This window comes from Bacteroides sp. 14(A) (genome assembly GCF_000526555.1).
In the GTDB taxonomy this organism is placed as follows: Bacteria; Bacteroidota; Bacteroidia; order Bacteroidales; family Bacteroidaceae; genus Bacteroides; species Bacteroides cellulosilyticus.
This window is the reverse complement of the sequence record NZ_JAGH01000002.1, coordinates 2,379,178-2,401,760: the sequence shown is the minus strand read 5'-3', so window position 1 is coordinate 2,401,760 and position 22,583 is coordinate 2,379,178. Positions and strand designations below refer to the sequence as shown.

The window sequence follows — 22,583 nt, the reverse complement described above, 5'->3', positions numbered from 1 at the left end:
TTATATCGGATTCGTATAATGAAAATGCAGTAAATAGTTAATTACTGCATGCGAACAGATATTTTTTTTAATCCCAGCTATTTATACGATTTGTTCTTTCGGGTAATTCACCAGATACAAAGTACCTGTAGCACGGGTAAAAGCCGTATATAACCAGCGGAAATAATCCGGTGTCAAATATTCATCCGTCATATACCCTTGGTCAAGAAATACATTCTTCCATTGCCCACCCTGCGCTTTATGGCAAGTAACGGCATAAGCATACTTCACTTGCAAAGCATTATAATGCGGATCAGCCTTCATCTTTTTCATCCGTTCGCGCTTTACAGGAATGTCGGCATAATCTTCGAGCACAGCATAAAACAGCCTGTCATTGTCCGCTTTAGGCAAAGCCGGCGCATCACTATGCAAAGTATCTAACAATAGATTAACTTCCAGTTCAAAATCCCCGTAATCAGGAAAAGTGAGCAGAACTTCCGCAAAACGGAAACCATACAACTCACGTGTACGACGCATCCGGCGAAGAACAGCTATCTCACCATTGGCAATGAAATCCATTTCTTTACTTTTTTCTGTCCAGTAGTAATTATTCTTTGCTACCATCAGCAAGTCGCCCGTGTTCAATTCATCTTCCCGCCAAAGGATTTGCGCGCGTATACCATTATTATAGATATTCGCACGCTTATTGGAACGACATACGACAATGGTTTCATCCATTCCGTCACGGTCGTAACAAGTACTCAACGTATCTATCAGTTCATCGCCCGGAACTACCTTTATATCAGCGAACCCCGATACCTTTATCTTTGGCAGACTCTGGCAGGCATCTTCAGCTATAAGTTGGCGCAACCGGGTAGCATTCCATAATATACCGGAGTCCTGCACCTGACGTACTACCTGCGTCAAATCTACCTCTATCACCTCCAACCCATAACCTTTCAGTGCCTCGGCAAACAAAGCAGGACTCTGTTCTTCACCCACCGGAGGAAGCTGCGCCGTATCCCCCATCAGTATCAACCGACATCCTGTACCGGAATAAACAAACTGTATCAAATCGTCCAGCAAACGCCCTGTACCAAACACTGCACCGGATAACCCCTCGTTCGAAATCATCGAAGCCTCATCCACTATATATAAGGTATGAGTAGTCAAATTATCGTTTACAGAGAAGTTACTCACCTCATTGGAGAAAGACTGCTGACGGTAAATCTTTTTGTGAATAGTAAACGCCGGATGCCCCGCATAAGCCGAAAAGACTTTCGCCGCCCGCCCCGTAGGAGCCAACAGAATTGACTTCTGTTGCAACTTATCCAATGTCCGTACCAGCGCTCCGACCAGCGAAGTTTTTCCTGTACCAGCATATCCGCGTAGCACAAAAACCGCATCATTACGGGGAGATAACAAGAAGGCAGCTAATGATTTTAGTACTATTTCTTGTTCAAAAGTTGGTTCATAAGGAAAATTTTCCTTAATTTGCGTTTCTAAATAGTTATTTATCATTTTTGTAATAGAAAAAAGTTACAGGAACTATCGCCATTAGAATTATTTATTTTATTTTTGCGGTACGAATATAACAACTAAAAAACATATTTATCATGAAAACAGTATTTAATATCGTTTTAGGCTTGTGTGCAGTGGTACTGATCTACATCTGCTATACCAGCATTATGGGTCCTATTAATTTCGAAAAGGCTAGAAAGCACAGAGAGAAGGCAGTTATTGCCCGCTTAATGGACATCCGTAAAGCACAGCAGGAGTATCGTAACTTGAACCACCAACAGTACACGGCAAGTTTCGACACTTTGATCTACTTTGTTAAAAACCAGAAATTGCCTTTTATCTACAAAGAAGGTGAATTGAATGACAAGCAGTTGGAAGACGGTATGACAGAAAAGAAAGCTATTGCTATCATCAACAAAGCTAAGAAAACAGGTAAATACGACGAGGTAAAGAAAGCAGGCTTGGAAAACTTCAAGCGTGACACCATGTGGGTTGCAGTATTGGATACTATTTTCCCAAAAGGTTTCAATCCCGATTCTATGAGATATGTTCCTTACGGTGGCGGCGCACAATTCGAAATGGCTATCAAGAACGATACAGCTAAATCCGGTGCTCCTTTCTGTCTGCTCGAAGTTAAGACTCCGTATGAAACTTACCTGGGTGGTCTGGACAAGCAAGAAATTGCTAACATGAAAGACGTACAGACTAAGTTGGGTAAATACTGCGGTCTGATGATCGGTAGCTTGGAAACTGCTAACAATAATGCAGGTAACTGGGAATAATTCCCTATCCGCAACACTGTATGATAGAAACGATTGACTTTAGTAAATCGGAACAATATACGTTATCCATCCGCCTCAGTGCGGATGGATTTTCTTTTTCTGTATTCAACCCTCTGGGTGAAGGCGAGCTCTCTTTCTTTGACCGAAAAGTAGAAGAATCACTCTCCCTCACAGCCAATCTTAAACAGACTTTCCGTGAAATAGAATGGCTTAAACACCCTTATCGCCGGGTAAATATACTCATGGCGGACAAACGCTTTACCCTCGTGCCACTGGAGTTCTTTGAAGACGAACAGACGGAAACACTTTTTTATCATAACCACCCGAAGCGGGAAAACGAAATTGTGCAATACAACATTCTGCGAAAAAATAATGCCGTAGTATTGTTCAGTATGGACAAGAGTGCCCGTTCTTTCCTGTGCGAACAATATCCCGATGTAAGATTTTATTCGCAGGCAAGTTCGTTCATCGAACATTTCTCCAGCAAAAGCCGCCTGGGCAACAGTCGGAAAATGTACGTGCATCTGCGGAAAGATGCCGCCGACCTGTATTGCTACGACCGCAATCACCTGTTGCTTGCCAATTCCTTTGAATGTAAACAGACAGCGGACCGCATCTATTACCTATTATATATATGGAAGCAACTCGGCTTTGAACAGGAACGTGACGAAATGCACCTCACCGGTGAATTGTCCGACAAAGAAGCTTTGCTCAGCGAACTACGAAAATTTATCCGGCAGGTATTCATCATGAACCCTGCCACTAACCTCGACCTACAAGCAATAACCACATGCGAGTAATCAGCGGAATATATAAAAGAAGAAGATTTGACGTGCCCCGTACTTTCAAGGCACGTCCCACAACGGATTTTGCCAAAGAGAATCTGTTCAATGTACTTGCCAATTATCTGGATTTTGAGGACGGAGTATCCGCACTCGATCTCTTTGCAGGAACCGGCAGCATCAGCATCGAACTGGTATCACGGGGTTGCGACCGCGTAATCAGCGTTGAAAAAGACCGGGACCACCATGCTTTCATCTGCAAGATAATGCAAGAGGTAAAGACTGACAAATGTATCCCTATCCGTGGCGATGTATTCAAATTCATTAAAGGAGGACATGAACAGTTCGATTTCATCTTTGCCGATCCTCCGTACGAATTGCAGGGATTGGAAACCATTCCTAGTCTTATCTTCGAAAACAATCTCTTGAAAGAGGAAGGCTTGCTTGTATTGGAACATGGAAAGAAAGATAACTTCGAAGATCATCCGAACTTTGTAGAGAGACGGGTATATGGCAGTGTGAACTTCTCCTTCTTTGAGAAGTTGAAAGTTGAGAGTTTATAAGAGCGGTGCCATCAGTCGCACCACACTCTCGGCAGCTTTCCGCCACCAGGGACGCTTCACCCAGTTTTTAAGAAAGACCTGCACACACTCGCGTTGATCCTGAAGAAAGATTTCACGCATTTGCAGTGCAGTTTCAGTATCATAAATAAAAGCGTTCACCTCAAAATTATGCTCGAAGCTGCGGAAGTCCACATTGGTAGAGCCAACAGTAGTAAGTTCATCATCCGACACCATCAGTTTGGAGTGCAGAAAACCTATCTTATAAAAATAAACTTTCACACCAGCCTGCAATACATCCGCCAAATAGGAACAAGAACCTAAATTCGTAAGGCGATTATCCGCACGCAAGGGCAGCATCAGTCGAACATCAACTCCTGCCAATGCGGCCGTTTGCATAGCAGCCAGTATCTGTTCTGTAGGCAAGAAGTAAGGGGTCTGTATATAGAAATATTTCTTCGCACCGGAAATTGCCATACTCAATCCTTGCATAATTTCTTTCCAGGGACCGATAGGATCACTCGTCACAATCTGTACTAACGAATTACCCGACGCCTCCATCTTCGGAAAATAACGGGAGGCACTGATCAAAGTACGGTCTACAAAATACCAGTCGAGCAAGAAAGCGGTCTGCAAGCCATGCACGGCTTTGCCTTCCAATAAAAGATGCGTATCGCGCCAAATCCCCCATGAGAACCCACGCATATAGCGTTCTGCCAGATTCATCCCACCCACAAAACCGATTCGTCCGTCAATCACAACAATCTTACGGTGGTTGCGATAGTTCACTTTGCTGGTGAACAGGGGGAAACGTACTTTCAGAAAGCTGCGTACCTCGATACCTGCCGAACGCATTTCATCATAGAAACGGTTGGGCACATGCCAGCATCCTACATCGTCATAGATGACACGTACTTCAACGCCCGCCCGTACTTTCTCTATCAGTACATCCCGCACCATTCGCCCGATGGCATCATCCTCAAAAATATAAAATTCAATATGGATATGTTGCCGGGCTTTAGCCAGTTCCCGCAACAGGGATTGCAACATGGAAGCACCGCTGGTATAAGTCTCTACACGGTTGCCGTCAAAAGGAAACGCCTGGGTTGTATTGCGAAATAAAGAAATGAGCCGACTATAAGCTATAGGCAAGGTAGTGGCATCCTGCGCCAGGTATTCCACCATCGGTTTATTCAACAGACGGTTATAAATCTTCTGCTCTATTATTCGCTCGCGCCTCCGGCTACGCCCGAAAAAGAAGTAAAAGACCAGTCCCACAACAGGCAGAAACATCAATACCAATATCCATGCCAATGTCTTCACCGGATTACGATTGTCGAGAATGATGACAACAATTGTTCCGATGATAGCGCCAAAGTAAATAATATCAAAGGCGACGGTAGCTACTTGGTTTAGTATATAGTTCCAGTCAATCACAAAAGCAAATATAGAGAAAATAAAAGAATTCCTGTTTTTTTATAAGAAAAAAGAGATTGTCTTTAAAGTATTTACATATATTTGCGTAATTACACACTAATACTATGAAATATGAAAAAACATCTTTTAATCGCCCTCGTGCTGGGCTTGTCAACTACTATCTGTCATTCGCAAGTAAAAATCAGTGTACAAGGTGGAACCGGATTGACCGGCATTACCCAAAATGAAAATTACAATGCTAACTTTGGGTACCGTTTCGGAGTCGGCGTAGAATTCCCTATTGACAAAACTTGGTCCATGCAGACCGGACTACAGCTACTAAACAGAAGCTACTCTATTGATGAAGCAGTAACCGCTTTGGGTATTACGGAAACAGGCAAGCAAATCTATATGGGATTAGGAATCGATTCAAAAATCAATGGAATCTATTTACAAGTTCCCATCAAAGTAGCCGCATATCTGCCTTTGAATAATAACTGTGGGTTGCAATTCAGTGGCGGTCCGTATATCGCTTTGGGAATTGGTGGAAAAAGTAAATTGAACTGGGTGCTTGCCACTAAGGAAAGACTTGATGTTGATGACTTTATCACGCCCAGTGAAGGTAATGGCGCTACATTGGTAAATGGTGAAGCAACGCATAAGACATTCGATAAAAACGAAGGTTTGAAATGCCTTGACATCGGTTTAAGTCTTGGAGTAGACTTCAAGTACAAATGTCTTTTTGCCGGTATCGGTGCCGAGTACGGCCTTCTTCCCATTGATAAGGAGTTTCCCAAAGATCTCTTCAAATATTCCTTCCAAGAAGACCAAACACTTGTTTCCCCCCACAACATAGGAATAGAATTTCATGTAGGCTTTTGCTTCAACGCAGGGAAACGCTAAAAAACAGAATCCCCTTCCATCTCTTTTCAGCGAAAGCGAATGGAAGGGGAAACTTATAATAATAACTGGTCAGTTTACTTTAAAAACGGCGTCCGCTAAATCCACCGGGACGTCCACCAGGTCCGCCATGACCGCCAGGACCACCAGGACCACCAAATCCACCTCTACCCATCTTCTCACGGGCAGCCTTGTTACCAAAGATATTCAGGCGATAGATAAAGTGCACCATACAGTAGCTGTTAACACCATTGTACTCCGAAACCGAACGACCATCTGCCGTCAATGAACGGCTAATGTTACTTTGTTGTTTCAGGATATCGTACATTTCAAAACTTATCGTTGCCGCACCTTTCAGGAAAGTCTGCGAGAGTTGTGCATTCCAGATCAGCTCATTACGGTTCATACTTGAATCCGTATAACCACGACGGCTCTGATTGGCGATATTGGTAGTGAAAGTCATGTTCCAGGGAGCCATCAACTGGGTATTGGCACCATAAGAGAAAGTATAAGGTTCCTGGTTATTGTCCGGACGCAGTTTGTTACGCTCGGCAGTGTAAGAGATAGAGCCATTCAACCCGAATTCGAACCAATCATTGCGGTAGGCACCGTTCAAACGTTCACTCAGCGTCAAGCCCGTTGTCGTATTCTTATCATCAACTTTAGTTTCCTGATTGTACAGATACGCCACATTATTCTGATAATTAATATTAGAGAATGAATTGATGGTATACTTCTTATTCTTCAGTGCCGTATTGAATCCAAACATACCGAAAGCACTCCAATTACCATTAATATTTTTCGGCGTCGTGGTTCGTCCACCGGTCTGTTCATTGTATTCGGTACTGTTACTGATGCTGTTCTGCGTAGCCGAGAAGCTGGCATGCGTCATGATACCCCGTTGAAGTTCCGCATTATACGTATTGTAGAACAAACGCATAGAGTGCGTGAAAGAAGGCTTCAAGCCCGGGTTACCGACACGGATATTCAACGGATTGGAGTTATCCACAATCGGCAACAGGTTTTCCATACTCGGCTGACCGGTACGTCCGCGATAGTTAAAGCGCAACTGGCTTACCTTGGAGAAGCGATAACGGAAATCGACATTCGGAGCAAAATTGAACACGGAACGCGTCGTATCGATCATATAATTTCCTTTCTTATAAGAAAGCTTGGAACTCTGTGGTTGGAAAGACATACCTGCACTCAACTGATACTTTTCACGAATGAAACGCAGCGATACGGATGCATCATGATTATAGTATCTATATTCGGCATATTTACCTAAGCTATCCACTGCATGGTTCTCGTAACCGGTAGGCAACGGCTCGCCAATTCCCCACTCCGGATTGATCTGATACAAATCATAAGTCGTCTTGTCACTCTCGCTGTATTTATACTGGAACTGATAGCTGAATTGCAAGAAAGTGGCCCGCGCAATAGGTTCGCTATACGTAATTTGTGCACTATAATTATAGTTATTGGTCGGAGTAGTGATATACTGATTACGAACCAAAGTAGAGTCCGGGTTCGTAGGAATCTGATAATAACGTGTCGTAGATTCCGTATACTGATTATTGTCATTATCACCGTAACCGAAGCGTCCGCGGAATGTAATGTTACGTCCTTTATCATTCAGCTTACGGTTAATTTGTAAAGTCGCATCTGTCGAAATGCTCTTGCTGTCGGAAAGTGTCCCGCTGTTCGTAGCATTTACACGAATATCCTTCAACGGGTCCCCGGCAATTATTTTATCAAAATCAAGATAATCGTTCGGATTGGCAACCAGACTGAATGGGTCTGCATCAAAGGTTCCCGACAATGAGCTCGAAGCATTATCCGTCTTACCATAAGAGAAGTTCGGGCGGAAAATGATATTCGTCATTGAATCCGGCTTCCACTCCATACGGAAATCGGCTCTGAATGTAGAATTCTTGTTCCGGTTGACTGAGTTGGAGTTGGAATATGAATTACCATTCTGCAAGAAGCGCTCGGACGAGTTGATATTAGAGATATCAGCGTCATTATAATTATATTGGGCACTTCCTCCCAGTTCTATCTTCTTATTCTCTGTGGCAAAACTGATACCCAATTCTTTAGGCGCGTTCAAACCATTGTTACGACGCCAGCGGGGTCCACCTCCACCACCTGAAAAGCCCTGGTTGTTCACGTTATTGGTAGAACCAATAACGGTTACCTGTGTCTTATCCACAAAATGATTTACATTTAAACGGGCTGCGTAGCGGTCTTCAGTACCCACGGCTGCATCCGCATTACCAAACCATCCACGGTTCATACCTTTCTTCACCGTCAAGTCAAGTACGGTTTCTTCCTCACCGTCATCAATACCCGTGATACGTGCCAGGTCCGACTGCTTGTCATACGTCTTCAGCTTATCGATCATCTCCACCGGCAAGTTCTTCAAGCCCGTTTTCACGTCTCCACCAAAGAATTCCTTTCCATCTACCATGATCTTTTTCAACTCCTTACCATTGATTTTCACGTTACCGTCATCATCGATTTCGGCACCGGGGAGTTTCTTCACCAGCTCTTCCAGCATGGCCCCTTCCGGTGTGCGGTAAGCACTGGAATTGTACATTAACGTATCTTCCACTACCTGTACCTGCGGAGCTTCTGCGGTAATCACCGCTTCTGCCAACATCACGGCATCCGTCTTCAGAGCCAGCGTACCTACATTCTTATTGGGATTTTGAGCCGACAGTTGCAAAGGAAGCACTGTAGGTTGGAAGCCGATATAGGAAACTTTCAATACATATTTCCCGGCCTGCACTTTGGGCAGAGTGAAATATCCCTGCGCTGTAGTGGCGATACCCGCCGCAAATGCACTGTCCGGTAACGAAAGTAACTGTACTGTGGCTTGTACTGCGGGCTCTTTCGTGTCATCCTCGATGACACGCCCCGCTACGGTAATGTTCTTAGTCTGTGAGAAAGCGGAAAGTGTGGTTGTCAGCAATAACACTGTTCCGATGATTACTTTTTTCATGCGCCTGTTTTTTATGAAACAAAATGTCTGTTTTTATACTGTTTCATTTGACAAGCTTTCAATGGAAAAGTTTAATGAGGTTTAAATAAAATGTTCTAATTATCGACGATCTCGCTTAAACAACCTATCAACTGCCGCTTTCTTTATACCAAATTCCAGGCAAAGAACATTCAGTATCAGAAAGATCAAAAAAGAGGAAGTATCCACGCTCATGATGTCTCCCTTCGCCAGGCGATAGAGCATACCGCCAAAGATGAATAATACGGTCAGGAACATAGCATTACGTGTAGCCGTATTACGGACCTGCTCAGTTTCCTTATTCTCGTTCTTGGTGTAGGCAAACAGAATCATCAATGCGCCAAGCATCATCAGCAGCTTAGAGCATTCTTTATAAAACAAGAGGTTGGAATCCGTCATTTTCCCTAGCATTAGCATCAGGAACGGAAGAAACAGTGCCAAAGCTATCACAAAATATCCTAATAGACGACAATAAACCGGTAGTAATGCTCTCATTTCAAAATTACGAATTACTAATTATTAAATTATAGATTGTGGGGGGCAGATGGCAGAAGCATCATGCCAGCCCATCAAAAATCGATGGGCAAAGATAACGTTTTATTGCCAAAAGAGCTATCTTTGTACCACAATTAACAAAGAAGGTATCCATCTCTTTCATAATTTAGAATCCACAATCAGTAATTTATAATTTGTAATTAATCAGATGAGTAAACAAGAAGTAATCCTTTGCGAGAAACTGGAAAGCAGTCTGACAAACGCCATCGGGAATTGTCCCCATGACAAGCTCTTCATATTGACCGACGAGCATACCCACCGCCTCTGTCTGCCGCAACTCAATGACATTCCGGCACTGAAAGAGGCTACCGAAATCGTTATCGGTGCCGAAGATGTGCACAAGAATCTGGAAACCCTGGCTTCCGTTTGGCAAGCTCTGAGCGAACAGGGAGCTACACGCCATTCATTACTGATTAACCTGGGTGGCGGCATGGTGACCGACCTGGGTGGTTTCGCCGCTTCTACCTTCAAGCGGGGCATTGCCTATATCAATATCCCCACCACCCTGCTGGCCATGGTGGATGCTTCCGTAGGAGGCAAAACGGGTATCAACTTCAACGGGTTGAAGAACGAAATCGGTGTTTTCGCACCCGCCGCCAGTGTACTTCTTGAAACGGAGTTCCTGCGCAGCCTCGATGCCCACAACTTCTTCTCCGGTTATGCCGAGATGTTGAAGCACGCTCTTATCAGTACCCCGGAGCACCTTGCCGAGTTATTGGCTTTCGATACGGACAAGATAGATTACGTTGCACTGAAATCAATGGTGGGCCGTTCCGTACAAGTAAAAGAGGATATCGTGGAACAAGATCCGCTGGAACACGGCATCCGCAAGGCGCTGAACCTGGGACATACCGTAGGTCATGCCTTCGAAAGTCTGGCTCTTGCCGAAGGTCGCCCCGTATTACATGGTTATGCTGTTGCTTGGGGAATTGTTTGCGAGCTATACCTTTCTTATATAAAGGTAGGTTTTCCGAAAGAGAAAATGCGCCAGACCATTCAGTTCATCAAAGAGAACTACGGTGGCTTTGCCTTCAATTGCAAACAGTACGACCAACTTTATGAGTTGATGAAGCATGACAAGAAGAACACTGCCGGCGCCATCAACTTCACTCTATTGAAAGAAGTCGGAGACATCTGCCTTAACCAGACTGCCGACAAAGATACCATTTACGAAATGTTCGATTTTTATCGGGAATGCATGGGGGTATAACCTCACTGTGTACCTGTACTATTTCCCCTTCCACACTTCTGCAACCCTTTATTCATAGGGAATAGAGTGTGGAAGGGGTATTCTTTAGGGGTTCTCAGTAATCTCTTCTTCCGGAAATTCTCCTTGCAGTTCCGCCTTCTTTTCCGCTTCCACAACTTTCTTGCTCAACATACTTGCCGGGAAGTATTTGCTCAGCGGATAGCGGAAAAATCTCATTTCCCTGCTTAATTCCCTGGTCAAGCCGCGGTCAGCGGTGAAGTAAACGCGCGAAATGCGCACGGTTCCCGGCATCACGTCTTCGGGGTGTTCAAAGCCCTCGCTGGTTATCGCAATATGGAAAGAACCCAGTCCTTTGATAGATACCGACTCCCCATTCTTCAAGGCCTCTTCTATGAAGTGAGGCAGGTCGGCCAATATTCCTTTTACATCACCTTCGCTCCTGCCCGTCCGGTGAGCGATTCGTTTTGCCAGTATGTCTTCGGTCACCCCACCTCTGGGTTGCAGTGTACGTTGCACGGCATAATACAGTTGTTTTGCACCTTCCTTAGTCTGGAAGAGTTTCTTTCTTACCAAGTAAATCATTCCCATAGTCTTTACGTGTTTTTAATTACTACCTTTGATATCTTTCCCTTATTCCTTCCATGCAAAAGATGGCATCTTTTGTAGCAAAAGGTGGCATCTTATAACACAAAAGATGGCATCTTTTACAGCAAAAGATGCCACCTTTTGTAAGAGAGACAGCAAAGATACGGAAAGTATCTTTAAATGAAGTATCCGAAAGGACTTAATGCGCTAGCTATTTAACAAAAAGTCTTTTATTCCCATTCGATAGTAGCGTTAGGCTTCGGAGACATATCGTAGCAAACACGATTCACATGTTTTACTTCTTTCAGGATACGATCCGTAATTTTCATCAGGACAGGCCATTCTACCTGTTCGATGGTAGCGGTCATCGCGTCAATCGTATTGACAGCACGGATGATAACCGGCCATTCGAAAGAACGGGCATTGTCGCGCACACCCACTGACTTGAAGTCGGGTACCACGGTGAAATATTGCCACACTTTCTTATCCAGTCCGGCAAGTTGAAACTCTTCACGCAGGATAGCATCGGACTCGCGCACAGCTTCCAAACGATCGCGTGTGATAGCACCCAGACAACGCACGCCCAGACCGGGACCGGGGAAGGGTTGACGATAAACCATTTCATAAGGCAAGCCCAGTTCAAGACCACATGCACGTACTTCGTCTTTGAAAAGCTGACGCAACGGTTCCACAAGTTCGAACTGAAGATCTTCCGGCAGACCGCCTACGTTGTGGTGAGACTTCACCATCTTGGCCGTTTTCGTTCCGCTTTCCACAATATCAGGGTAGATAGTTCCCTGGCCTAAGAAGTCGATACCGTCCAGTTTACACGCTTCTTCTTCGAATACGCGGATAAACTCTCCGCCGATAATCTTTCGTTTCTGTTCGGGATCTTCCACACCTTCCAGTTTAGTAAGAAAGCGGTCGGTAACATCTACATAGATCAAATTCGCCTTCAGCTGATTACCGAACATTTCTACTACATCTTCGGATTCGCCTTTACGCATCAGACCGTGATTTACATGCACGCATACCAGATTGTTGCCAATTGCTTTCAGCAACAGAGCTGCCACTACGGAACTGTCAACACCACCGGAAAGGGCCAGCAATACTTTTCTGTCACCCACCTGGCGACGTACCAATTCAATCTGGTCATTCACGAAGTTGGTCATGTTCCAATTAGCTTCGGCCTTGCAAGTTTCGAAAACGAAAGGCTTAACAGCTGCTTTGATAGCTTCAATATCATCAGTAAACTGTGGCAGTTTCACCGCACAAGTCGCTTTGTCATGACCGGCAGCCATCACTGGGATTCCCGCCTCGTAGATAGAAGGATTCACATCGATGGCAACACCATCTACTATGTTACACGGTCCACCATTGATAATAATGCCCTTTACATTGGACAACTTTTTCAGTTCTTCAACGGTTATATCATGAGGATAGATCTCACTATATACACCTAACGCACGGATGGCGCGAGCCAATACCGTATTCTCATGACTACCCAAGTCAAGGATAACAATCATATCCTGCTTCATTTGATTCTGGTTGTTTTAAGTTATTGTATCAATTATTATTCACTTCTATTTTCAAACTGTCCGCAAAGATAAAGATTTTCAGAGAGACTATAATACATTGATTCTCTAAAGTTTCAGAACAGAGCAGCGTTTTTTTCGCAGTCATACCTTTCCGAAGATCAGTTTTATTCATCGATCCTTTATTTCGGTATTGTTCATGTGAATTTCAACTTCTGATTCGCATCATTAATAAAGTTAATCGGAGAACAGATGTATTTTCCTCCCCTATTTACATTGCTACTTTATTTTTTATTGTACCTTTGTGATGTCGAACCATTATAAACTCACAGCAGGGAAACCTGCCAAGAATCCGTGGCGGGCATTTTTATGCCCGTTCACGCCACTCCTATATGGCGGTCCCTGTACCCCCATGGGGAGTGTTAATGCACCTCCAAATACTAGCTGTGAGTTTAGTGTTCGACAATGGGACAGGCAGGGATTGCTTTTTTAAAATCTTCTCCTCTCCCATGAATCGAATTATTCACCTTTTAAAACTTAACGATTTATGGAAAACAACACTCAGCCGGTAACCGCTCAGGAATTATCCAACGTAGCAATGCACCCACGCACGGGCTTCCCGTCAGAAGAAGCCATGAAAGCGTACTATTTACAACTGATTGACATCATGAACATCGCGTATGTCAAAGAATCTTCGGAATATATAAGCCTGCAATGTCTGAAACGCAAATTAAGACAATTCATCCATGTTCTACAATTGTTAGGTACACACGAATGGGGAAACGGCATTGCAGAAATACAAGATGCCAGCGGATTCTATATGCTGCAAAGTACACTCCCGCACAAGACGTTGCTGCAAGCCAACCGGGAAATCGGTCTGCATCTGCAATTCATTACGCAACTGGCAAGCAATGTAGGTTTTCTGAAACAATTGGAAGGTATCTTATATTACCACTCTCAAAATGTAGAAAACTTGCTGAAGAGGGTGAAAGAAGAATCGACAGATACTTTCTAAAATAATAAAACTGGAGTTTCGCATGTAGGCTGAAAGGCTACATGCGAAACTTAAATAGAATAAACTTTCCATCATAACAAATTAAGAATAAGAGAGATGTGTTATCTAACAAGATAATAGCAAAACAAAAATCAACAGAAATATTTGCTATTTAAAAATAAAGCACTACTTTTGCATCCGCAATTCGGGATGTAGCTCAGCCCGGTAGAGTACGCGTCTGGGGGGCGTGTGGTCGCAAGTTCGAATCTTGTCATCCCGACTACCGATAAAGCATTGATAATCGCAAGGTTATCGATGCTTTTTGTTTTTTACGAGTTTCCACCTAATGGTGCGGTTGACGCTGTGGTTGACGCGAAAATTACCCATTGATGTAAACCATAGTGTAAACCGCTACCCCTATTTACGCAAACCCTACTTTTAATTATGAAACAAATGATTATCAACGAAAAGTGTTATCTTTGCAAGTAGAAAGGAGAAATAGAGTATATGGCAAAAACAAAGATTACAAAAAAAGAAGCTCTTGACAAGTTTCAAGCTGCGAGAGAGAAAAAACGAAAATGTCTTGCTCAATTGGAAAAATCAATGAAAGAGACATATAAAGAACGAACGGGTAAAGAGGCTGAAAAATTCTTTGCTCTATGATACTTCATCTTTCATTGGAACGTATTAATAGTGGGGAAACTCCCTATCAAGTAGAACCGACCGAACAGAACGGATTCTATCAATTCTTTACAGATGGTGGTGTGCATTATTCTGTCGGTTTTATGGAAGATGATGTCTTGTTATCCAAAAATTCATACCAATTAATCATTGCCAATATCAACAATCACAAATCTCCCCGTGATCGTAAAGTCCGCGATACTATAGTTTCTATTGTTGATGAATTCTTTAGATGTAATAATTCTACATTACTATATATTTGTGAGACCGGTGATAATAAACAACGTATGCGTAGCCGCTTGTTTGAATATTGGTTTTCCACTTATAATCGAAAAGCACTTTTTACAATGATTTCATCCTCAATTGTCGATGCGGAAGGTGTTGTGAACTTTGCAACAATAATTCTTCGTAATGACAATCCTGAATTATCTGAGATTATAGTTGAGTTTACTGAATCAATTCAATTGCTTAGCCAAAAACCTGAATAACAGTAGGTGACAATCCTATTTTCATATACTTTAAGACCACTTATATTGTAAAAAGTTGATTTCAGCATTTGTAGAAGCAGCAAAAATCGTATCAGTAGATACCAAATGATTGAACAGAGTAAGGGAAAGTAATGACTTTCTTTCATATTAACGGACTAATTACCTATATTTGCATAAAAACACATTAAATATACTTATGAAGAAAATTCTTGCTTACATTGCCTTTAGTTTCACGGCAATAACCAGCTATGCGACGACTCCACTCTGGATGCGTGATGTACAAATCTCACCCGACGGAACAGAAATTGTATTTTGCTATAAAGGGGACATCTACAAAGTACCAACCGAGGGCGGAGCAGCTACACAGCTCACTACACAAGACTCTTACGAATGTACCCCGGTATGGTCACCGGATGGCAAACAGATAGCCTTTGCCAGTGACAGGAATGGAAATTTCGACATTTTTGTAATGCCGGCAAATGGCGGAACAGCCCGGCGACTGACTACTCATTCAACCAATGAAATCCCTGCTACTTTTACCCCGGACGGCAAATATATTTTATTCTCAGCATCTATTCAGGATCCGGCAGGCAGCGCTCTCTTTCCTTCAGCCGCCATGACTGAACTCTACAAAGTTCCTTCAGTCGGCGGACGCACCGAACAAGTACTGGGCACCCCTGCCGAAGCGGTATGTTTTGATAAGTCCGGCAACCGCTTTTTCTATCAGGACCGCAAGGGAGGTGAAAATGAATGGAGAAAGCACCATACTTCTTCCATCACCCGCGATGTGTGGATGTACGATACCAAAACAGGTTCACACACCAACCTTACCCAGCATGCAGGCGAAGATCGCAACCCGATAGTATCACCGGATGGACAAACCGTCTACTTCCTGAGCGAACGTAATGGTGGCTCATTCAACGTATATTCTTTCCCGATTTCGCAACCCCAATCGATAAAAACAATAACCAGCTTTAAAACCCATCCCGTGCGTTTCCTTTCAATGAGTAACGACGGCACCTTGTGCTATGGATACGATGGTGAGATTTATACCCAACAAGAAGGCTCGAATCCACGGAAGATAAATGTGGAAATCATTCGTGACGACCAGCCGCAAATAGCCTATCTGAAATATCCGGATAAAGCAACTTCCGCTACAGTTTCACCGGACGGCAAACAGATTGCTTTCACTGTACGTGGTGAAGTATTCGTCACATCTGCGGACTATGCCACGACTAAACAGATCACACATACGGCAGCAGAAGAAGATGGTCTCTCGTTTGCCCCGGACAACCGGACGCTGGCCTACGCCAGTGAACGCAATGGCAACTGGCAGATTTATCTGGCTAAGATAGTTCGGGAAGAAGATCCGAATTTCCCGAACGCAACTTTAATAAAGGAAGAGGTGCTATTACCCTCTACCACCGTAGAACGTTCACATCCGCAATTCTCACCCGACGGTAAGGAGTTAGCTTTCATTGAAGACCGTAACCGCCTGATGGTGCTCAACCTGGAGACCAAGAAAGTACGCCGGATCACCGATGGCTCTACCTGGTACAGCACAGGCGGAGGATTTGACTATGCATGGTCTCCGGACGGCAAATGGTTTACATTGGAATTTATCGGAAACAAGCACGATCCATACTCGGATATAGGTCTGGTCAGTGCACAAGGCAATGGCGAGATTGTCAATCTGACTAATAGCGGATACACAAGCGGTTCACCCAGCTTCGTGCTCGACGGCAATGCCATTCTTTTCATTACCGAACGCTACGGTATGCGTGCACACGCTTCATGGGGTTCTCTGGACGATGCCATGCTAGTATTCCTGAATCAGGATGCATACGATAAATTCAGTCTGAGCAAAGAGGATTACGAACTGTATAAAGAAGCAAACTCCGACCGGAAGAAGATAGCTGATAAAGACAGCAGTAAGGTAAAAGATGTCGTGGTAGAGTTGAAAAACATAGAAGACCGCATCGTACGTCTGACACCAAACTCATCGAATATGGGAAGTACCCTTATCTCCAAAGATGGCAAAACCCTCTATTACCTGGCAAGCGCCGAAGGCGGACGTAACTTATGGAAGATGGATCTGCGCAAGAAGGAAACCAAGCTACTCCACAAAGTAGATGCCGGATGGACTTCTCTGGAAATGGATAAAGAAGGAAAAACTCTCTTCATTCTGAACGGTAAGAATATGCAGAAGATGAACATGGCTTCCGATGACTTGAAACCTATTAAATATCTTGCTCAGGTAAAACTGGATCTGGCAGCCGAACGCGAGTATATGTTCGATCATGTATACAAGCAACAGCAAAAGCGTTTCTACAATACCAATATGCACGGAGTCAACTGGGACGCCATGACGGCAGCCTATCGTAAGTTTCTGCCACACATCAATAATAATTACGATTTTTCCGAACTTTTAAGTGAATGGCTGGGCGAATTGAATGTCTCTCATACCGGAGGCCGTTTCTATCCGGATGGACAAAGTGAGCCTACAGCCAGTCTGGGGCTACTTTTCGACTGGAACTACCAGGATAAAGGAATGCTCATTGCCGAAGTGATAGAAAAAGGTCCGTTCGACAAGGCTACCACAAAGGTGAAAGCCGGCATTATTATTGAAAAGATTGACGGCAAAGAGATTACTCCTGAAACTGATTATTACGTGCTCCTCAATGACAAGGTAAAAAAGAAAACCCTTGTTTCACTCTATAATCCTAAAACGAAAGAGCGTTGGGAAGAAGTAGTAATCCCCATCAAGGACAGTGAACTCAGCGCATTGCTCTACGAACGCTGGGTAAAACAACGTGCGGCAGATGTTGAAAAATGGTCGAACGGCAAACTGGGCTACGTGCACATCAAGTCTATGGGTGATGACAGTTTCCGTTCCATCTACTCAGATATCTTGGGAAAATACAATAATTGTGAAGGGATTGTCATCGACACACGTTTCAACGGAGGCGGTCGCCTGCACGAAGATATAGAGATACTGTTCAGTGGTAAGAAATACTTCACACAGGTGGTTCGTGGCCGTGAAGCCTGCGATATGCCCAGCCGCCGCTGGAACAAACCATCCATCATGCTGACGTGCGAAGCCAACTATTCCAATGCACACGGCACACCGTGGGTATACAGTCATCAGAAACTGGGCAAGCTGGTAGGCATGCCTGTCCCGGGCACCATGACCAGTGTATCATGGGAACGCCTGCAAGATCCTACCTTGGTATTCGGTATTCCTGTGATTGGTTACCGCCTGCCTGATGGCAGTTATCTGGAGAATACTCAGTTGGAACCGGATATTAAAGTAGCCAACTCACCCGAAACAATTGTAAAAGGCGAAGATACACAGCTGAAAATAGCGGTAGAAGAATTATTGAAAACTAACAAATAATCTAAATTCATGTTTGCTGACCTACTTAATTCCTCTTATTTCGCCCTCTTCCTCATTGTCGCATTGGGTTTCATGCTGGGAAAAATCAAAATTAAAGGTTTATCACTGGATGTTTCCGCAGTGATTTTCATTGCCCTTCTCTTTGGACACTTCGGTGTAGTCATTCCTAAAGAATTAGGAAACTTCGGATTGGTACTTTTTATCTTTACTATCGGTATTCAGGCCGGCCCCGGTTTCTTCGACTCGTTCCGAAGCAAAGGAAAGACCCTGATCATAATTACCATGCTGATTATCTGCTCGGCTTCTCTTACAGCTGTCGGGCTCAAATACCTATTCGACATCGATACGCCCAGTGTGGTAGGTCTGATAGCCGGTGCGCTGACCAGTACACCGGGACTTGCCGTAGCCATCGACAGTACAAATTCTCCATTGGCATCCATTTCCTATGGTATCGCTTATCCGTTTGGGGTTATAGGTGTTATCTTGTTTGTAAAACTGCTCCCCCGTATCATGCGTATTGACCTGGACAAGGAGGCCCGTCGACTGGAAAAAGAACGTCGCGGCCAATTTCCCGAACTGACGACCTGTATCTATCGTGTTACAAATCCCGCCGTATTCAACCGCAGTCTGATGCAAATCAACGCACGGGCCATGACAGGTGCTGTTATTTCACGCCATAAACATGATGAAAGAATTTCCATTCCCACAGCACAAACGATGCTACATGAAAATGATTATATACAGGCAGTGGGCAGTGAAGAAGCTCTGAATCAGCTTTCAGTTTTAGTAGGAGAACGCGAAGAGGGCGAATTGCCTCTGGTAGACACGCAAGAGATCGAATCCTTATTGCTGACCAAAAAGGATATGATCAATAAACAATTGGGAGATCTGAACTTGATGAAGAACTTCGGATGTACTGTCACACGTGTTCGCCGAAGCGGTATCGACCTGTCTCCATCGCCGGATCTGACTTTAAAATTCGGTGATAAACTAATGGTGGTAGGTGAAAAAGAAGGACTCAAAGGACTGGCTCGCTTGCTGGGAAACAATGCTAAAAAGTTATCAGACACAGACTTCTTCCCTATCGCAATGGGTATTGTTTTAGGGGTATTGTTCGGTAAACTGAATATAACTTTCCCCGGTGGTTTATCTTTCTCCCCGGGATTAACGGGCGGTATTCTGATTGTGGCTTTGTTTTTAAGTGCAATTGGTAAGACAGGTCCTATTCTATGGTCTATGTCCGGACCTGCTAATCAGTTATTACGCCAGTTGGGCTTGTTGCTATTCCTAGCCGAAGTCGGCACCTCGGCAGGCACCAATCTTGTAGCGACTTTCCAGGAAAGCGGCTGGTTGCTATTTGGAGTGGGTGCTGCAATTACGCTGGTACCTATGTTAGTAGCGGTGTTTGTCGGACTGTTTGTATTCAAAATCAACATACTCGACTTGCTGGGAACCATCACCGGTGGTATGACCAGTACTCCAGGACTTGCAGCAGCTGATTCTATGACTGACAGCAACATTCCGAGTGTGGCTTACGCTACGGTTTATCCTATTGCAATGGTATTCCTCATACTGTTTATTCAGATTATTGCAACTATGTTTTAATAAGTACTTGCTATTTTCAGCAAAAATCCCCTAAATTTGCATACACTATAAATAGCAGCTAAATATGAAAACATTAAAAGCCCAAGTCATCATTAGCCTGATAACCTGTTTCTTCCTGGTTCTGGCAGTCACCATCTGCAAGGGAAACAAGTTTGGGAACATTCTTTCTGAAAGCGAAAATACAACAGAAAGCCAAACAGGAACTTCCGGGATACTACGACATACAGATGACGGAGTACAGATAATATCTACCCGGCAACTAACAAAAGATATTAACGGGTACGGCGGAAATGTTCCTCTGGAAATCTATATAAAAGAGAACCGTATTCTAAAAGTAGTAGCTCTGGAAAACTCCGAAACACCCAGCTACTTTGCCAAAGTACGAAACAGCGGTCTGTTACAACAATGGAACAATCTTTCACCAGAGGAAGCAATCCATAAAGAAGTGGATGGAATATCCGGAGCCACAGAATCTTCCGTAGCCATTATCCAGTCTGTACATAAGGTCATGGAGTATGCAAAGGAGCATTCGGCAGACAAACCGACAAGTGCTTTCAGTTTCGACTGGATACTCTTCCTGGGATTACTGGCAGGCATCGCATTATGTACCCTAATCATCTCATATCTTTCTAAAAGGCCCAAAGAGCAAACAATGCACTATGCGCTGAACACTTTCAATCTAGCTTTGGTTATAGTAGTAACTGCATTATCTATCCAACCAAAACCCAATCAACTTAATAAGATGGAGGAACCTAGCATGAAACAGGATAATAAACTTTCGGTTCTTGACAACATACATGCAAGAACCAGTATTCGCTCTTATCAGCCGAAAGAAGTAGAAGATGAAAAAATAGAGCAATTGTTAAGGGCTGCCATGGCAGCTCCTACAGCAACCAACAGGCAACCTTGGGCTTTCATTGTCATCAGAGACAAAGAAACAATGAATGAACTGGGTTCTACTCTTCCTTACGCCAAGATGGTCAAAGACGCTCCGTTGGCTATTGCCGTATGCGGAGATTTAACTAAAGCTATCAGTGGTGCGGGTATAGAGTACTGGGTACAGGACGCCTCCGCCGCCAGTGAGAATTTGTTGCTGGCTGCACAAGCTTTAGGATTAGGAGCTGTCTGGACAGGCGTTTATCCTATAGACGAACGGGTAAAAGAAGTACAGAAAATACTCCAATTACCCGAACAGATTGTTCCTCTGAATGTAATCCCTATCGGTTATCCGGCAGAGAACCCACTTCCGAAAGATAAATGGAAACCGGAGAATGTACATTATGACCGTTGGACGGAGCCTGATAAGAAGTAATTTTTAAGTTCGGTACGTAAATACATCAAAATGACTCAGTCCCATAGATTTTAGTAAATCTATGCTATGCGTAGTATCCTCCTCCATATTATACTGCGGAATAAGGGGGATACGGACTGTGATCTGTTCGGCTTTTCCGTGCTCTATAAGCCAACGCAGGTTTCCGAGCACCTGATGATTGCTTCTGCCTGTGTAGTTTTGATAGATCTCATCATTCGTATCCTTGATATCTACGATATAGTCATCTACCACAGGCAATAGAATCTCCAGATGCTTCCGGGGTACATTTAAAGACGTTTCTACTGTAATCCTCCACTCCTTTCCACAAAGTTCCCGGAAACGGCTGATAAATTCACTTCGCAGACAAGGCTCACCACCACCAAAGGTAATACCACCACGAGTTGCAAGAAAGTAAAGTTCATCTACTTTCACCCTCTCATACAGTTGTTCGCAGGAATAAAGCGGGAAATCAAAATCATCGGATAGAGACTGAGGGTTCAGACAATACTTGCAATGCAAAGGACAACCATGAAAAGCCACCAATGTGGTCACCCCCTCACCGTCAATCAACAGACGGTGCCTGTTCACTCCTAATATGGGGACAAGATTACTCATTCTATCCGATTATTCATCCATATCATCCAGATGTATCTCTAAAGCCTTCACCGAAATATAAATCTCGTACACAGAGATAGCCAGAGAGATAATCAGCAACACCATTGCCAGTCCAAAGATATAGATGGATACAAGATAAAGTTGTATATAAATAAAGAACATACTTACGACACACAACAATAAGCTGCCTGTCCCTGTCACCTGCATAGCACGCGTCAGATACAGACGTTTACGAAGATTGGCAATCTGTGCCGCAGTTACCGACGAATGATTTTCACGGTATTGTTCCTTCAAAGTACGTACCAACTGGGCATACGACATAAAACGGTTGGTATAAGCCAACATAATCAATGAAATTGCCGAAAACAATAGAGCCGGAGTCGTTAAATCTATTTCCATATTTCCTATATCTTTAATATTATAACCTTAATTGCATAAGTGCTCATGCAAAATTAGCTTGTTCTATAAATGATAATTTGTAAACCTGTTATAAAGATTAGGCGCGGACTACACGGATTACGCGGATTAAAGGCTGCGCTATTTACATCAATCCATAAAAAAATCCGTGTAATCCGCGTAATCCGCGTAATCCGCGCCTAAAATTATCATTTATCATAATATGAACTAATTATGTTCACTTACTT

At 43.7% G+C, this 22,583-nt stretch carries 19 protein-coding genes and 1 tRNA gene; 12 read left to right on the top strand and 8 right to left on the bottom strand.

All coding sequences use genetic code 11. From position 1 onward, the window contains the following. Positions 1-81: 81 nt before the first annotated feature. Complete coding sequence (locus K429_RS0116550) at positions 82-1,500, bottom strand: ATP-dependent RecD-like DNA helicase (RefSeq protein WP_026367632.1); 1,419 nt, start codon at positions 1,498-1,500, stop codon at positions 82-84. 95 nt (positions 1,501-1,595) lie between these two features. Between K429_RS0116550 and K429_RS0116545 the strand changes: the two genes are divergently transcribed. From K429_RS0116545 to rsmD, 3 genes are read left to right on the top strand one after another with little or no spacing between them, the layout of a single operon-like run. Beyond that, on the top strand, positions 1,596-2,282 hold the full coding sequence (locus K429_RS0116545) for a hypothetical protein (protein ID WP_007215110.1): 687 nt from the start codon (positions 1,596-1,598) through the stop codon (positions 2,280-2,282). A 20-nt stretch (positions 2,283-2,302) separates the two neighbouring features. Next, positions 2,303-3,082, top strand: a complete 780-nt coding sequence (locus tag K429_RS0116540) for a DUF3822 family protein (protein ID WP_007215109.1) — start codon at positions 2,303-2,305, stop codon at positions 3,080-3,082. Beyond that, a complete protein-coding gene (gene rsmD / locus K429_RS0116535; RefSeq protein ID WP_026367631.1) occupies positions 3,073-3,627 on the top strand; it encodes a 16S rRNA (guanine(966)-N(2))-methyltransferase RsmD in 555 nt (184 codons plus the stop codon). Before K429_RS0116540 ends, rsmD begins: the two co-directional genes overlap by 10 nt. Here rsmD and cls read toward each other — a convergent pair. Continuing rightward, positions 3,622-5,061 (bottom strand): cardiolipin synthase, encoded by a 1,440-nt coding sequence (gene cls / locus K429_RS0116530; protein ID WP_007212304.1) that lies wholly within the window; start codon positions 5,059-5,061, stop codon positions 3,622-3,624. The two genes, rsmD and cls, sit on opposite strands and share 6 nt — an antisense overlap. Before the next feature lie 111 nt (positions 5,062-5,172). Between cls and K429_RS0116525 the strand changes: the two genes are divergently transcribed. Beyond that, complete coding sequence (locus K429_RS0116525) at positions 5,173-5,943, top strand: outer membrane beta-barrel protein (RefSeq protein WP_026367630.1); 771 nt, start codon at positions 5,173-5,175, stop codon at positions 5,941-5,943. Positions 5,944-6,022: 79 nt separating this feature from the next. On the opposite strand, the gene K429_RS0116520 is transcribed toward K429_RS0116525, so the two are convergent. Both K429_RS0116520 and K429_RS0116515 read right to left on the bottom strand, forming a co-directional pair. After that, a complete protein-coding gene (locus tag K429_RS0116520; protein ID WP_026367629.1) occupies positions 6,023-8,944 on the bottom strand; it encodes a TonB-dependent receptor in 2,922 nt (973 codons plus the stop codon). Between the two features lie 99 nt (positions 8,945-9,043). After that, entirely contained in the window at positions 9,044-9,457 is a 414-nt protein-coding gene (locus tag K429_RS0116515) for a hypothetical protein (RefSeq protein ID WP_007212300.1), read from the bottom strand. A 208-nt stretch (positions 9,458-9,665) separates the two neighbouring features. Here K429_RS0116515 and aroB point away from each other — a divergent pair, with 208 nt between their 5' ends. After that, complete coding sequence (gene aroB / locus K429_RS0116510) at positions 9,666-10,727, top strand: 3-dehydroquinate synthase (RefSeq protein ID WP_026367628.1); 1,062 nt, start codon at positions 9,666-9,668, stop codon at positions 10,725-10,727. A gap of 84 nt (positions 10,728-10,811) precedes the next feature. Here the strand turns inward: aroB and K429_RS0116505 are convergent, their stop codons facing one another. Together K429_RS0116505 and guaA are read right to left on the bottom strand one after the other, a co-directional pair. Then, positions 10,812-11,315: an HU family DNA-binding protein gene (locus tag K429_RS0116505; RefSeq protein ID WP_007212298.1), complete on the bottom strand. Its 504-nt coding sequence runs from the start codon at positions 11,313-11,315 to the stop codon at positions 10,812-10,814. A 227-nt stretch (positions 11,316-11,542) separates the two neighbouring features. Then, positions 11,543-12,850, bottom strand: a complete 1,308-nt coding sequence (guaA, locus tag K429_RS0116500) for a glutamine-hydrolyzing GMP synthase (RefSeq protein ID WP_026367627.1) — start codon at positions 12,848-12,850, stop codon at positions 11,543-11,545. Positions 12,851-13,394: 544 nt separating this feature from the next. On the opposite strand from guaA, the gene K429_RS0116490 reads away from it, so the two are divergent. The 7 genes from K429_RS0116490 (at position 13,395) to K429_RS0116460 (ending at position 21,324) form a co-directional block, all read left to right on the top strand. Continuing rightward, a complete protein-coding gene (locus tag K429_RS0116490) occupies positions 13,395-13,862 on the top strand; it encodes a hypothetical protein (protein ID WP_007219604.1) in 468 nt (155 codons plus the stop codon). Positions 13,863-14,047: 185 nt separating this feature from the next. Then, a tRNA-Pro gene (locus K429_RS0116485) sits at positions 14,048-14,121 on the top strand. 227 nt (positions 14,122-14,348) lie between these two features. Then, positions 14,349-14,504: a hypothetical protein gene (locus tag K429_RS30700; protein WP_007219605.1), complete on the top strand. Its 156-nt coding sequence runs from the start codon at positions 14,349-14,351 to the stop codon at positions 14,502-14,504. Further along, positions 14,501-15,010: a DUF6169 family protein gene (locus tag K429_RS0116475; RefSeq protein WP_007219606.1), complete on the top strand. Its 510-nt coding sequence runs from the start codon at positions 14,501-14,503 to the stop codon at positions 15,008-15,010. The genes K429_RS30700 and K429_RS0116475 overlap by 4 nt, the downstream gene beginning before the upstream one ends. A gap of 196 nt (positions 15,011-15,206) precedes the next feature. Then, entirely contained in the window at positions 15,207-18,407 is a 3,201-nt protein-coding gene (locus K429_RS0116470) for a S41 family peptidase (RefSeq protein WP_026367625.1), read from the top strand. 9 nt (positions 18,408-18,416) lie between these two features. Continuing rightward, the gene (locus K429_RS0116465; protein WP_026367624.1) at positions 18,417-20,012 is read left to right on the top strand and encodes an aspartate:alanine exchanger family transporter; all 1,596 of its coding nucleotides are present in this window, start codon (positions 18,417-18,419) and stop codon (positions 20,010-20,012) included. Positions 20,013-20,076: 64 nt separating this feature from the next. Continuing rightward, positions 20,077-21,324 carry a nitroreductase family protein gene (locus tag K429_RS0116460; RefSeq protein WP_026367623.1) on the top strand — a complete coding sequence of 416 codons (1,248 nt, stop codon included), beginning with the start codon at positions 20,077-20,079 and terminating at the stop codon, positions 21,322-21,324. Positions 21,325-21,327: 3 nt separating this feature from the next. On the opposite strand, the gene K429_RS0116455 is transcribed toward K429_RS0116460, so the two are convergent. Next, positions 21,328-21,939 carry a radical SAM protein gene (locus tag K429_RS0116455; RefSeq protein WP_007212289.1) on the bottom strand — a complete coding sequence of 204 codons (612 nt, stop codon included), beginning with the start codon at positions 21,937-21,939 and terminating at the stop codon, positions 21,328-21,330. Between the two features lie 9 nt (positions 21,940-21,948). Beyond that, entirely contained in the window at positions 21,949-22,338 is a 390-nt protein-coding gene (locus K429_RS0116450) for a DUF2721 domain-containing protein (RefSeq protein ID WP_007212288.1), read from the bottom strand. Positions 22,339-22,583 lie beyond the last annotated feature (245 nt).